This window comes from Arthrobacter sp. JDC6 (assembly GCF_056484025.1).
The window spans coordinates 1,596,579-1,610,209 of the sequence record NZ_CM151278.1 but is presented as its reverse complement, the minus strand read 5'-3'; the positions used below and the strand labels follow the sequence as shown (position 1 = coordinate 1,610,209).

Annotated in this window: 12 protein-coding genes; 8 read left to right on the top strand and 4 right to left on the bottom strand. The window is 65.8% G+C overall.

What is annotated here, in order from left to right; translation table 11 throughout:
• Positions 1–22 precede the first annotated feature (22 nt).
• The gene (locus ACV095_RS07515; protein ID WP_018768440.1) at positions 23–1,093 is read right to left on the bottom strand and encodes a hemolysin family protein; all 1,071 of its coding nucleotides are present in this window, start codon (positions 1,091–1,093) and stop codon (positions 23–25) included.
• Positions 1,090–2,424: a hemolysin family protein gene (locus ACV095_RS07510; protein ID WP_056388032.1), complete on the bottom strand. Its 1,335-nt coding sequence runs from the start codon at positions 2,422–2,424 to the stop codon at positions 1,090–1,092. Before ACV095_RS07510 ends, ACV095_RS07515 begins: the two co-directional genes overlap by 4 nt.
• Positions 2,425–3,017: 593 nt before the next feature.
• Between ACV095_RS07510 and ACV095_RS07505 the strand changes: the two genes are divergently transcribed.
• From ACV095_RS07505 to ACV095_RS07485, 5 genes are all read left to right on the top strand, one after another.
• Positions 3,018–6,836 (top strand): multifunctional oxoglutarate decarboxylase/oxoglutarate dehydrogenase thiamine pyrophosphate-binding subunit/dihydrolipoyllysine-residue succinyltransferase subunit, encoded by a 3,819-nt coding sequence (locus ACV095_RS07505; RefSeq protein WP_478223209.1) that lies wholly within the window; start codon positions 3,018–3,020, stop codon positions 6,834–6,836.
• Between the two features lie 154 nt (positions 6,837–6,990).
• A complete protein-coding gene (locus ACV095_RS07500) occupies positions 6,991–7,590 on the top strand; it encodes a GDSL-type esterase/lipase family protein (RefSeq protein ID WP_478223208.1) in 600 nt (199 codons plus the stop codon).
• Positions 7,591–7,677: 87 nt separating this feature from the next.
• Positions 7,678–8,511 (top strand): DUF4097 family beta strand repeat-containing protein, encoded by an 834-nt coding sequence (locus ACV095_RS07495; protein WP_018768444.1) that lies wholly within the window; start codon positions 7,678–7,680, stop codon positions 8,509–8,511.
• A complete protein-coding gene (locus ACV095_RS07490) occupies positions 8,511–8,972 on the top strand; it encodes a PadR family transcriptional regulator (protein ID WP_018768445.1) in 462 nt (153 codons plus the stop codon). Before ACV095_RS07495 ends, ACV095_RS07490 begins: the two co-directional genes overlap by 1 nt.
• 119 nt (positions 8,973–9,091) lie before the next feature.
• Complete coding sequence (locus ACV095_RS07485) at positions 9,092–9,166, top strand: 50S ribosomal protein bL37 (protein WP_369299106.1); 75 nt, start codon at positions 9,092–9,094, stop codon at positions 9,164–9,166.
• A gap of 104 nt (positions 9,167–9,270) precedes the next feature.
• Here ACV095_RS07485 and rsrA read toward each other — a convergent pair whose 3' ends face one another.
• Positions 9,271–9,531 (bottom strand): mycothiol system anti-sigma-R factor, encoded by a 261-nt coding sequence (rsrA, locus tag ACV095_RS07480; protein ID WP_018768446.1) that lies wholly within the window; start codon positions 9,529–9,531, stop codon positions 9,271–9,273.
• Entirely contained in the window at positions 9,528–10,301 is a 774-nt protein-coding gene (locus ACV095_RS07475; RefSeq protein ID WP_235509705.1) for a sigma-70 family RNA polymerase sigma factor, read from the bottom strand. The genes rsrA and ACV095_RS07475 overlap by 4 nt, the downstream gene beginning before the upstream one ends.
• A 275-nt stretch (positions 10,302–10,576) precedes the next feature.
• Between ACV095_RS07475 and ACV095_RS07470 the strand changes: the two genes are divergently transcribed.
• From ACV095_RS07470 to rsgA, 3 genes are read left to right on the top strand one after another with little or no spacing between them, the layout of a single operon-like run.
• The gene (locus ACV095_RS07470; protein WP_018768448.1) at positions 10,577–11,125 is read left to right on the top strand and encodes a DoxX family protein; all 549 of its coding nucleotides are present in this window, start codon (positions 10,577–10,579) and stop codon (positions 11,123–11,125) included.
• A gap of 6 nt (positions 11,126–11,131) precedes the next feature.
• Positions 11,132–12,520, top strand: coding sequence for a 3-phosphoshikimate 1-carboxyvinyltransferase (aroA, locus tag ACV095_RS07465; protein WP_478223207.1), 1,389 nt, complete (start codon positions 11,132–11,134; stop codon positions 12,518–12,520).
• Positions 12,504–13,619, top strand: a complete 1,116-nt coding sequence (rsgA, locus tag ACV095_RS07460) for a ribosome small subunit-dependent GTPase A (RefSeq protein WP_478223206.1) — start codon at positions 12,504–12,506, stop codon at positions 13,617–13,619. Before aroA ends, rsgA begins: the two co-directional genes overlap by 17 nt.
• Positions 13,620–13,631: the final 12 nt, after the last annotated feature.

Below are 13,631 nucleotides of genomic sequence, written 5' to 3'. Positions count from 1 at the left end.
ATGCGAATGATTCCTATTTAGGTCAATTTCCGTTCGGCTGGCCCAACCGGCGGATTCCGGTGGCCTGCGTCGCGTCCCGGATTTCACCGACGAGCTGTTCGATGACGTCCTCAAGGAAGAGCACACCCCGCGTCTTGCCGTCCGGGCCGATCACGCGTGCAAGGTGGGATCCCGTGCGCTGCATGACGGACATGGCTTTTTCGATCTCGTCCCCCAGCGCCAGGTTGGCCAGCGAGCGGATGCGGCTCTCGGCAATCGGCAGTTCGTAGGCGGACTCCGGAATGGACAGCACATCCTTCACGTGGAGGTAGCCGTAGAGCATGTCGTCGTCATCAAGCATGGGAAACCGGGAGAATCCCGTACGGCTGACGGCCTTTTCAAATTCCACCGGAGTGGTGGAAGCCCCCAGCATGACCAGCTTCCCGAGCGGCACCATGATGTCCTCCGCCGTGTGCTCCGAGAACTCCAGGGCACCGGTAATGAGCCCGGCGTCGTCGTCCACCAGGCCGTGGCGGGTGGACTCCTGGACGATCGACTGCACCTCCTCCAGCGTGAAGGAGGACGTCACCTCATCCTTGGGCTCGATCCGCATCAGCTTAAGGATGTAGTTGGCGGACCAGTTGAGGACTGAAATCACCGGATGGACCAGCCGCGAGATGAACAGCAGCGGCGGGGCCAGGAGCAGCGCGGCCTTGTCCGCCACGGACACCGAGATGTTCTTGGGCACCATCTCGCCGAATGTGACGTGGAGGAAGGTCACCAGCATCAGGGCCACGGCGAAGGCCGCAACGTCCGCAGCTTCCGCCGGCAGGCCCACCGTCTCGATGGGGACGGCAAGCAGGTGGTGGATTGCCGGCTCGGCCACCAGCAGGATCAGCAGGGAGCAGACGGTGATGCCAAGCTGCGCGCAGGCCAGCATCAAGGACACGTTCTCCATGGCGCGCAGGGTTGTCTGGGCGCGCTTGGATCCGGTGTCGGCCAAAGGCTCAATCTGGCTGCGGCGCGCGGACATGATGGCGAACTCAGCCGCCACGAAAAAGGCATTGCCCAGCAGGAGCAAGCCCAGCCAGAGGATGCCCGCCCAGTCACTCATGGCTTGCTCCTGTCATTGGCGTCCTGTGCAGCCGGTTGATCCGCCGGGTGGAAGCAGATGCGGTCGATTCTCCGGCCGTCCATCCTGGTAACGCTGAGCGTTCCGCCGCCCACCGGGACGGCGTCCCCCACCACGGCGATCCGGCCGAGTTTGCTCATGACGTAGCCGCCCACGGTCTCGTAGGCCGCTTCGTCCGGAACACTCAGCCCCGGGATCTGTTCGGACAACTCGTCCGGACGGAGGAGCCCGGGAAAGTACCAGTCGCCGGAGGCGCTTTGCAGTAGCCCCGGACGGACCTTGTCGTGCTCGTCCGCCACCTCGCCCACGATTTCCTCCACCAGGTCCTCAAGGGTGGCGATGCCTGCCGTACCCCCGTATTCATCAAGCACGACGGCCAGCTGGAGGTTTCCCTCGCGGAGCTCGGCCAGGAGTGCATCAAGGTGGATGGTCTCGGGCACCCGCAGTACCTCGGTCATGATGGCGCCCGCTTCAAGGTTGCGGCGCCGGTCCCACGGAACGGCGACGGCCTTCTTGACGTGCACCAGTCCGCGGATGTCGTCGGCGGACTCACCAATAACAGGGAACCGGGAGTACCCGGTCCTGCGTGCCGCGTCCACCACGTCGGAAACCGGCTGGTCGGCGTCGATTGTCTCGAGCCGGATGCGCGGCGTCATGACGTCCGCGGCCGTCCGCGTTGAGAAATTCAGGGTGCGGGCGATGAAGTTGGCAGTCCCGGCGTCGAGCGTTCCCATCGCAGCCGACCTGCGGACCAGCGAGGCAAGCTCCGCCGGAGTCCGCGCGCCGGAAATTTCTTCCTTGGCTTCCAGCCCGAAAACGTTCAGGACCTTGTTGGAAAAGCCGTTCAGGACAAGGATGGCCGGTTTGAAGATCGCCGTGAAGATCAGCTGCGGCCGGGCCAGCGCCCGGCCCACGGGAAACGACAGCGCGATCGCCATGTTCTTGGGCACCAGCTCACCCAGGAGCATGGACAGCAGCGTAGCCAGCACCATGGCGAGGATGAGGGAGATGGACTGCACGGCCACGGCGGGAAGTCCGACGGCGGCCAGCGGCGCCTCGAGGAGGTGGCCAACCGAGGGTTCCATGACGTAGCCGGTGAGCAGCGTGGTCAGGGTGATGCCGAGTTGGCAGCTGGACAGCTGGGTTGACAGCGATTTGAGGCAGGTGAGCAACGGCACGGCGCCGCTGTCCCCGTCGTCAATGGCGCGCTGGACGGTGGATTGGTCCAAAGCGATGAGGGAAAACTCGACGGCCACAAAGAATCCGGTGCCGGCGATCAGCAGCAGGCCCGCTGCCAGGAGGAGCCACTCCATTCAGCATCCCGCCTGGAGCGGCAGGACCGCCGGGAGCGCAGCCGACCGGAAAAGGGAGGAGCTGCTTCGGCCCGGCGGAGGATGGTCGGCGGATCCCGAGGACTGGTCCGCACGGGATGCGGCAAGCTGGGCCGCTGGCTGGTGATGGGCGCGTTGTCGGGGTTTGCCGGCTCTGGGGGCGGACTGTGCGGCGCTCCTCGTGGAGCTCCGCTGACAGTGCCCAGGCCGGCACCTAGATTTACTGTCCATAAGAATTTCAGTCTACAGGAGCGGCCCCGGCCGGATGCGCGGCAGTCCGCCGCCGGGGCGGCCCGGCCTCCGGCCGCCCCAGCACTTTGCGGGGCTTCCCGGCGACCCTTGGCGCTCCAGGAGCCGGGCGTATCAGATGGCAATTCAGATGCAATTTTGGGCTCACATTCAGCCCCATGTTCGTCACTTCATGATTTGGGTCACCCTTATTGGCAGTTAACACAAGATGCTCACTAGACTTGCTAAGGGTCTGGGTTCAGAGGACGCAGAGACTGGTTCGATCGCAGTGCTGAAGCACCGGGGGGCCAAAGAGAAATCAAACTCATGGAAGAGGCGTATTTCAAGTGCCAGAGCAGCCAAGCCACCGTCTACCAGAGGAATTTGGCGGGAACGAGTGGCTCGTTGACGAACTGTACGAGCAGTACCAACAGGACAAGAACGCCGTGGACGCCAAGTGGTGGCCGCTGTTTGAATCTTTCGACTCGGGTAACGGTTCTTCCAACAATGGAAATTCCGCGCACGCTGCCAATCCTCCTACGCGCGAGCTGCCCGTGGTGAAGACGGCACCCGCTGCTTCGGCACCGTCGCCGGCCGCAGCCCCTGCCACTCCCCCGGCGGCACCCGCCGCCGCCCCGGCCGCCGCTCCTGCGCCAGCCCCTGCGCCGGTCAAAAAGGCCCCCGCCACGGAGGCACGCGACGGCGGCAAGAAGACCGAAGCAGGCACCGGCTCGCAGCCCATTCCGGCGCAGCTGCCCAAGAACGTCAAGGCCCCCACCGCGCCGGAGGAGGACGTCGTCTCCGTCCTCCGCGGACCTGCCAAGGCCATCGCCACCAACATGGTCACCAGCCTTGAGGTGCCCACGGCCACCAGCGTCCGGGCGATTCCGGCCAAGCTGCTCATCGACAACCGCGTGGTCATCAACTCGAATCTGGCCCGCGCCCGCGGCGGCAAGGTCTCCTTCACGCACCTCATTGGCTACGCAGTCATCCGGGCCCTTTCCCAGTTCCCGTCGATGAACGTGTACTACGACGAGGTGGACGGCAAGCCCGTTGCGGTCCAGCCGGCCCACGTCAACTTCGGCATCGCCATCGACATGCCCAAGCCCGACGGCACCCGCCTGCTCATGGTCCCGAACATCAAGAAGGCCGAGACCCTCAACTTCGCCGAGTTCTGGCACACGTACGAGGACCTCATCAAGCGCGCCCGCAACGGCAAGCTCACCGCCGAGGACCACCAGGGCACCACTGTCTCCCTGACCAACCCCGGCGGCATCGGCACCGTGCACTCAGTGCCGCGCCTTTCCAAGGGCCAGGCGGCCATCATCGGCGTCGGCGCCCTTGACTACCCGGCCGAATTCCAGGGTGCCAGCGAAAAGATCATCGCCCACAACGCCATCAGCAAGGTCCTCACCCTGACCTCGACGTATGACCACCGCGTCATCCAGGGCGCCGGCAGCGGCGAGTTCCTCAAGCTGGTGCACCAGCTGCTGCTGGGCGCACAGAACTTCTACGACGAGATCTTCGAAGCCCTCCGCATCCCCTACGAGCCTGTCCGCTGGAGTGCGGACCTGCAGGTGGATCCGGCTGACGAGATCAACAAGGTTGCCCGGATCCAGCAGCTGATCCACTCCTTCCGCGTACGCGGCCACCTCATGGCGGATACCGATCCGCTGGAGTACGTGCAGCGCAAGCACCCGGACCTCGACGTCCTCACCTACGGCCTGACCCTCTGGGACCTGGACCGCGAATGGCCCACGGGCGGCTTCGGCGGCAAGCCGATGCTGAAGTTCCGCGACATCCTCGGAGTCCTGCGGGATGCCTACTGCCGCACCACCGGCATCGAATACATGCACATCCAGGAGCCTGCCGAGCGCAAGTGGTTCCAGGACCAGCTGGAACACCCCTACTCCAAGCCCAGCCGGGAAGAGCAGCTGCGGATCGTCTCCAAGCTGAACGCGGCCGAGGCCTTCGAAACCTTCCTGCAGACCAAGTTCGTGGGGCAGAAGCGCTTCTCGCTGGAAGGCGGCGAGTCCCTGATTCCGTTGCTGGACGCAATTATGTCCGATGCAGCCGATGACGGCCTGGACGAGGTTGCCATCGGCATGGCCCACCGCGGCCGCCTCAACGTCCTGACGAACATCGCCGGCAAGACCTACGCACAGGTGTTCCGCGAATTCGAAGGCACGCAGGATCCGCGCTCCGTCCAGGGCTCCGGCGACGTCAAGTACCACCTGGGCACCGAAGGTACCTTCACCTCGGACACCGGCAAGGAGACCAAGGTCTACCTCGCCGCCAACCCGTCCCACCTGGAAGCCGTGGACTCCGTCCTCGAGGGCATTGTCAGGGCCAAGCAGGACCGCCTTGACCAGGGCGAGTCGTTCCCCGTCCTGCCCATCATGGTCCACGGAGACGCTGCCTTCGCCGGCCAGGGCGTGGTTGCGGAAACGCTCAACCTGTCCCAGCTGCGTGGTTACCGCACCGGTGGAACCATCCACATCGTGGTCAACAACCAGGTCGGCTTCACCACCGCCCCGTCGTCGTCGCGCTCATCCACGTACTCCACGGACGTTGCCAAGATGATCCAGGCACCGGTCTTCCACGTGAACGGCGACGACCCCGAGGCTGTGGTCCGCATCGGCCAGCTCGCCTACGAATTCCGCCAGCGCTTCCACAAGGACGTCGTCATCGACATGGTGTGCTACCGCCGCCGGGGCCACAACGAGGGTGACGACCCCTCGATGACCCAGCCGCTGATGTACAACCTGATCGAGGCCAAGCGCTCCGTCCGCAAGCTGTACACGGAGTCGCTCATCGGCCGCGGTGACATTACCGAGGAAGAAGCCGAGCAGCTGCTCCGCGACTACCAGGAACGGCTGGAGCGGGTCTTCGCCGAGACCCACGCCGCCCAGACCTCCCCCATCCCGATCGTGACCGCGGATTCCGCTGCCGTGTCCGATATCGAGCGGCCCATGGCCCAGCAGTCCGATTCCAGCGTCAGCGCACCGGCCTCCACGGCCATCAGTGCCGACACCCTGGCCCGGATCGGCAAGGCACACGTCGAGATCCCCGATGGCTTTACGGTCCACCCCAAGTTGAAGCAGCTGCTGGAAAAGCGCGAGCAGATGTCCCGCGAAGGCGGCATCGACTGGGGCTTCGGCGAGATCGCAGCCTTCGGCTCCCTGATCATGGAGGGCGTCCCCGTACGCCTTGCCGGCCAGGACTCCCGCCGCGGCACCTTCGTACAGCGCCACGCCGTCTTCCACGACCGTGCCAACGGCAAGGAATGGCTGCCGCTGGGCAACCTTTCCGACGACCAGGCCAAGCTGTGGATCTACGATTCACTGCTGTCCGAATACGCGGCCATGGGCTTCGAGTACGGCTACTCCGTGGAACGCCCGGACGCCCTGGTCCTCTGGGAGGCCCAGTTCGGCGACTTCGTCAACGGTGCGCAGACCATCATCGACGAATTCATCTCCTCCGCAGAGCAGAAGTGGGGCCAGCGGTCCTCGCTGGTCCTGATGCTCCCGCACGGCTACGAAGGCCAGGGCCCGGACCACTCCTCGGCGAGGATCGAGCGCTTCCTGCAGCTCTGCGCGGAAGACAACATGATCGTGGCCAACCCCACCACGGCGGCCTCGCACTTCCACCTGCTGCGGCGCCAGGCGTACAACCGGCCGCGCAAGCCGTTGATCATCTTCACGCCCAAACAGCTGCTGCGCCTGAAGGCTGCCGCCTCGTCCGTGGAGGACTTCACCAGCGGCACCTTCCGTCCTGTCATTGGTGAGCATGAGCAGCTGCCGGCCACCGCCGCCGAACGCGTGCTTTTGGTCTCCGGCCGCCTGTACTACGATCTCCTGTCCACCCGGCAGAAGACCGGCGACAAGACCACCGCCATCATCCGCGTGGAGCAGCTCTACCCGCTGCCGCACCAGGAGATCGCGGCGGAGCTCGCCAAGTACCCCAACGCCGAAGTGGTCTGGGCACAGGATGAGCCCGCCAACCAGGGCCCCTGGCCATTCATCGGCCTGCACCTGCCCCAGGCCCTTGACCGGCGGGTCCGCCTTGTGTCCCGGCCGGCATCCGCCTCCACGGCAGCCGGCTCCATGAAGCGGCACGCTGCGGAACAGGATGTCCTCCTGAAGCAGGCATTTGCACGGAAGTAAGCAGTAAGGCTGCCCGGCCGGAGTCGAAATACCAGACTCCGGCCGGGCAGTTCTGTTTAATGGATGGACAGCGCCGCCCCGTACCCCGCAGCCGCGGCGGCGACGATGCAGCGGCCGTACCGAAGTAAACCCGTACCGAAGTAAAGAGGAACGCGTGGAAGACAGGAAGCTGCGGATCGCAGCTGTAGGAGACGAACTGCTGGCCGGACTGGGGGATCCCCGGGCACTTGGCTGGCTGGGCCGCGTCCTGGCCCGCACTCCCCAGGACGGAATGCTCCTGGAAAGCTACGCCCTCCCCTGTCCGCAGGAAGGCACCGAGGGGCTTGCGGCACGTTGGCTGGAGGAAGCCGGCCGCCGTTTCAGCCCCCAGGCGGAGAACCGGCTGGTCATCGGCCTGTCCGGGCGGGACATTGAATTCGGTCTTTCCACCGCACGGAGCAGGCTGAACCTGGCCAATATCCTGGACTCCGCGTCACTGAACCGGATCGAGGTATTCGTCGTGGGGCCGCCTCCCACGCTGGACCCGGCCCAGAACCGGCGGCTTGACGAACTGAACACCGCCTTCGCCGATGTCACCACCCGCCGCAAGCACCTCTACGTCGACACGTTCTCGCCCCTGCTGAACCACGAACAGTGGCGCCAGGACCTTGCCGCAAACGGTGGAACGCCCGGCCAGGCAGGCTATGGCCTCATGGCATGGCTGGTGCTGCACCGCGGCTGGTTCCAGTGGCTGGGACTGGAAGCCCCCCAGTAGTAGCCCGTTCGAGATATATCTTGACCCTGCCCGCCTGCGGCGATACGTTGTAGGGGCTACGCGATATATCGTCTTTTGGAGGGGACCATGGCCGAGCAAAACTGGAGTGTGACAGACCCGCAAACCATGGACGTCGACGGCGTGACGGCACTGAAGCTGGGCATGGTCCGTGGCAGGTTCAGGATCACGGCGCACGCGGGGTCCCAGGTGCGGCTGGAGTTCGCCGACGTGCACGGCGATCCGGTAGCCGTGTCACTGAACAGCGGCAGGCTCGAAGTGCGGCACCAGCTGCACGGAGCCCAGGGCTGGTTCAAGAACCTCATGGAGACGGTCAACCACAGCAGCGACAACTCCGCGCTCATCACCATCGCTGTTCCCCAGGGTGTGGAGGTGGAGGCCGGGACCGTCAGCGGGGACGGGCTGGTTTCGGGCGTCTCTGCCCGTGTCCGGCTGAACACCGTGTCAGGTTCCGTGGTGGCGGACAGTACCTCCGGCGAGCTGCAGGTCAATACCATCAGCGGCAGCGTGGAGGTCAGGAACCACCGCGGGGTACTCATGGCCAAGAGCGTCTCAGGCAGGGTTACCGCCTCCGGATACTTCACCAACGTGCGCACCAACACCGTCAGCGGGCACCTCGACGTTGAACTGCTCGATTTCACCCGGGACTTCGGCTCCAACTCGGTGTCCGGGGATCTGGCTATCAGGCTGCCGCACGACGTCGGCGTCGACATCGTGGCCAAGTCTGCCGGCGGAGCGGTGATCCTTGACGGCCGGCAGTGCCTCCTGGCCAACGGCAAAGTGGAGACCATTGCCGGGCCCGACGGGCAGCTGATGCTCGTCCGGACCAATTCGGTATCCGGCAAGACGTCCATATCCCACGCTCCTGCACCACTTGACGGCGACGGGGAAGCGCAAGGCTGATGCCGCCCGTCTTCGCACACGGTGCGTTGCGCCTCTACCTGCTGGCGCTGCTGGAAAGCGGGCCCAAGCACGGGTACGAGCTCATCAAGGCGCTCAAGGAAAGGTTCGCGGGGACTTATTCGCCCAGCGCCGGAACCATCTACCCCCGGCTGGGCAAGCTCGAGGAGGATGGCCTGGTGGCCACCGAGCCGGCCGGGCGGCGCACCAACTACCGCATTACAGCCGCCGGCCTTGCCGAACTGAACCGGCGCCGCGACGATCTGGCGGGGGTCGAGAATGACATCGCCGTCTCCGTCCAACGGCTTGACGTGGAACTGATGGTGCAGAAGTTCCATGATGAGCTCTGCGCGGACCTGCGGCGGCAGGCCATGCGCCGCCCCATCAGCCCTGTGACGCTGGAAACCGTCAGGACAGCCCTCGACGACGCCCGCGCGGCCATCCGCAGCACCCTGCAGTCCTAAGGCGGCGCCTGCTGCCGCACTTCCGCAGGTCATCCGCCCCTTCCCGGTTCGCGGGCCGCCACATCATGTGGGAGACTTGAGGGCAGCTCTTTTGAGTACCAACAGTAAGGAGGCCAGCTATGAGCAAGCGTGCACGCAAGCGTCGTGACCGTAAGCGTGGCGGCGCGAACCACGGGAAGCGCCCCAACACCTAGGCAAATGCCAGGAACTACGGTTCAAGCGAAGGACCCCGCAAGCCAAACGGCTTCCGGGGTCCTTTGCTGTCTGCGGCCCTGACCGGCGCAACGCGTGCCTGTTCCTAGGCCTCCACGGGACGGATGGTGTGGATCCTGTCCAGGATGGCGTTCTTCAGGTTGTCCGGCGCGGACTCCGTGCAGGAGCGCTTGACCATATTGCGGATGACGCACTCCAGGTCATACTGTTCCGTGCACTCAGGGCAGTCATCAAGGTGGTTCTTGATTTCCGTGAGATCCTCGCGGGTCAGCGCCCCGTCAAGGTATTCGTAGATGCGTTGCATCCTGGTGTCGTCGCAATCGCCCAATCCCTGGCAGTCGCTCATTTCCTGTTCTCCTGTGCTTTGCTTCCTGCCGCATCCGAGGCATCTGCGGCCGTTTTAAATCCCCGCTCGGCGGCGTATTCCGCGAGCATGTCCCGCAACATTCGCCGGCCGCGGTGGAGCCGGGACATCACAGTGCCGATGGGCGTGTTCATGATGTCCGAGATTTCCTTGTAGGCAAAGCCCTCAACGTCGGCGAAGTAGACCGCCAGCCGGAATTCTTCGGGGATGTCCTGCAGCGCCCGCTTCACGTCCGAATCCGGAAGATGATCCAGGGCTTCAGCCTCGGCTGAGCGCAGTCCGCTCGAGGTGTGCGACTCCGCCCGTGCCAGCTGCCAGTCCTCAATGCTGTCCGAGTTGGACTGCAGGGGCTCACGCTGCCTCTTGCGGTAGAGGTTGATGTACGTGTTGGTCAGGATCCGGTACAACCAGGCTTTCAGGTTTGTTCCCGGCTTGTACTGGTGGAAGGCCGAAAAAGCCTTGGTGTAGGCCTCCTGGACCAGATCCTCCGCGTCGGACGGGTTCCGGGCCATGCGCATGGCAGCGGAATACAGCTGGTCGACGTACTGCATGGCATCCCGCTCAAAGCGAAGGCGGCGCTCCTCCACGCTCTCCGTGGCGACGTCCAGCGTGGCATCCTCGGCATCCGCTTCCGCGGCCAATGATTCAGGGCCTGCCTGTCCGGCAGGCACAGGCGCGGTGCCGGCCCTGCCGTTTGCTTCGCCGGGGGTAGCCTCATACATGGCCGCAACGGCCGGATCCAGGGTGTTCATTGCCTTCAAGTCTACTGTCAGGCTCCCTGCCCGGGGCGTGCCGTATTCCGGCGGTTCCGAGGCCAGCCTGTCCACTGCCACCGGGCCCGCCTGCCTGGTTCCGTCCAACACCTTCCCCAAGGGCCAACTCCGCTCTGTTTCGGGTGAATGATTGTCAGGCCCCTGTTGCGGACCTGTTTGCCATAACCGCCTCCCACGGGCAAATATTCCCCAAAAGTGCAAGACTAGGACCGACTCCGCCGCTCGGCGCGGCTCGTCCATCCAGGAGGAAATCCATGTCCTTTGTCCGCACGCTCGCACGGCCCATGCTCGCCTCCAGTTTCGTTCTCGCCGGACTGGATAAGCTCAGGAACGCAGACGACACCGCACAGCAGCTCTCACCGCTGCTGCGCAAGGCTGCAGCCTCGCTTCCCTTCCAGGCGAACGAAACCACCCTCGCACGTGTGATTGGCGGAACCCAGGTAGGGGCCGGCGTCCTGTTCGGCCTTGGCAAGTTTTCCCGGCTCTCCGCGGGCCTGTTGACGGTGATTTCGCTCCTGAACACCTTCGTTGAATGGCGCAGCGCGGATATCAGCAGCAAGGAAGGCCGCGAAAGCCGCCGGAACCAGCTGCTCAAGAACCTCTCGCTGAGCGGCGGCGCCCTGCTCGCTTCCGTGGACACCGCCGGCAAGCCCGGCCTGGCCTGGCGCGCCGAGCACCTGGCGGCCGATGCCCGTCGGAACGCCTCGCACCTGGCCGCCGACGCGCGCAGGACCACCACCAAGAAGCTGAACAAGGCGGACAAGGCCGTGCGCCGCGCCGTCGAACACGCCACGGGAGCATAAACACGAATGACCGCAGCAGTTGCCACCCGGGACGGGTCCGGAACGCCTGTCCAGCACTGGGCCGCACCCTTTGCGTCCCGGCCCGTTAACGCCACCGTGACGGTGCCCGGATCGAAGTCCCTGACAAACAGGTACCTGGTCCTGGCAGCCCTCGCGGACGGCCCCTCCCGGCTGCGGGCCCCCCTGCATTCCAGGGACTCCGCACTCATGGTCGACGCACTGCGGCAGCTCGGTGCCGTCATCACCGAAGTGCCCGGGGACGGCGCCTTTGGGCCCGACCTGGAGGTGGTTCCGCTGCCGGCGGCAGCGGCTGCGTCCCACACCAGGATCGACTGCGGACTTGCCGGCACCGTCATGCGGTTCGTTCCGCCGCTGGCGGCGCTCCGCAACGGAGCCAGCGTGTTCGACGGCGATCCCCACGCCCGCAAGCGCCCCATGGGAACCATCATCGAAGCCCTCAAGGCCCTGGGCGTGGCCGTTTCCGCCGAAGACGGCAGCGCGCCGTCGTCGCTCCCTTTTGTGGTGGAAGGCAACGGCGCAGTCCGCGGCGGCCATCTGGTGATCGATGCCAGCGCCTCCTCGCAGTTCGTCTCCGCCCTCCTCCTGGTGGGCGCAAGGTTCGACGACGGCCTGCACCTGGAACATGTGGGCAAGCCGGTACCCAGCCTGGACCACATCAACATGACAGTGGCCGTCCTGCGCGGTGCCGGCGTTTCAGTGGACGACTCCGTCCCCAACCACTGGGTGGTGGCGCCGGGACCCATCCGCGCCTTCGACCAGCGGATTGAACAGGACCTTTCCAACGCCGGGCCCTTCCTGGCTGCGGCCCTGGCCACGCGGGGCACCGTACGGATTCCCAACTGGCCTGATGAAACGCAGCAGGTGGGGGACCTGTGGCGCGGAATCCTGGCCAGCATGGGCGCCTCGGTCACCCTGGCTGACGGTGTCCTGACCGTCACCGGCGGCCCGGAGATCAAGGGCGGCAACTTCGCGGACACCAGTGAACTGGCTCCCACGGTCGCGGCCCTGTGTGCCCTTGCCACCGGGCCTTCCCGCCTCAGCGGCATCGCCCACCTGAGGGGACACGAGACGGACAGGCTCGCGGCCCTGGTATCGGAGATCAACCGGCTGGGCGGCGACGCCGAGGAAACCAGCGACGGCCTGGTGATCCGGCCCGCCCGGCTGCACGCCGGCGTCGTCCACAGCTACGCCGACCACCGCATGGCCACGGCCGGCGCAATTCTGGGACTCGCCGTCGAAGGCGTCCAGGTGGAGGACATCGGCACCACGGCCAAGACCATGCCGGATTTCCCGCAGCTGTGGGCCGGCATGCTGGCCCAGGGAGAAGGGTCCGCCGCCGGACCGGAAGGGCGCGGCAGTGGCGCGGAGCACTGATTCCTGGGACGAATCGGACGTTCGGATCCGTCCCAGCAAGAAGGGCTCCCGGCCGCGCACCAAAGACCGCCCCAGCCACGACGACGCCGTGACCGGACGGATCATCACGGTGGACCGCGGGCGGTACACAGCGGTAGTGGACGAGGACTCGGAGAATGAGCGCGTCATCATTGCCGCGCGCGCCCGGGAACTTCGGCGCTCGCCCGTTGTGGCAGGCGACTTCGTCTCGCTCGTGGGGGACGTCTCCGGCGCGCCGGACACGCTGGCCCGGCTGGTGAAGATCCAGGACCGCCACACCCTCCTGCGCCGCAGCGCCGACGACACCGACCCCGTTGAGCGCGCGGTGGTGGCCAACGCCGACCAACTGGTGATCGTGGTGGCTGCCGCCAACCCGGAACCCCGCACGGGGTTCATCGACCGCGCGCTCGTGGCCGCATACGACGCCGGAATCGAACCCATCCTGCTGGTCACCAAGGCCGACGTCAAAGACCCCGCGGACCTGCTTTCCAACTACACGCACCTGGACTTCCCGGTGATCATCAGCAAGACGGCGGATGCGCAGGCGTCGGGAATCGATGCCCGGTCCGATGACGGGCTCTCGGCGCGGCTGGACAGCGCCGCAGTGGCGGCGCTGCGGGACCATCTCGATGGCAAGGTCACCGTTATGCTGGGGCACTCCGGCGTCGGCAAGTCCACCATGGTGAACGCCCTGACCGGCGCCGAGCGGGCCACCGGCGGCGTGAATGCCGTGACCGGGCGCGGCCGCCACACGTCATCGTCGGCCCTTGCCTTGCGGTTGGCGGACGCGCCTCCCGGCAGCTGGATCATCGATACCCCCGGCATCCGTTCCTTTGGCCTGGCGCACGTGGACCCTGACCGCATCCTGCGCTCCTTCCCGGACCTCTCCCCCGGCATCGAGAACTGCGAACGGGGCTGCAAGCACACCGCAACCGCAGTGAACTGCGGCCTCGACGACTGGGTGGCAGGCGGACACGCAGGTCCCACCGGCGCGGCCCGGCTGGCCTCGCTGCGGCGCCTGCTTGGTACGGACCCGCGGATGGAAGCACAGGAAACCAAGGAGCTCGGCAGCGTCAACTGACGCGTTCTCCCG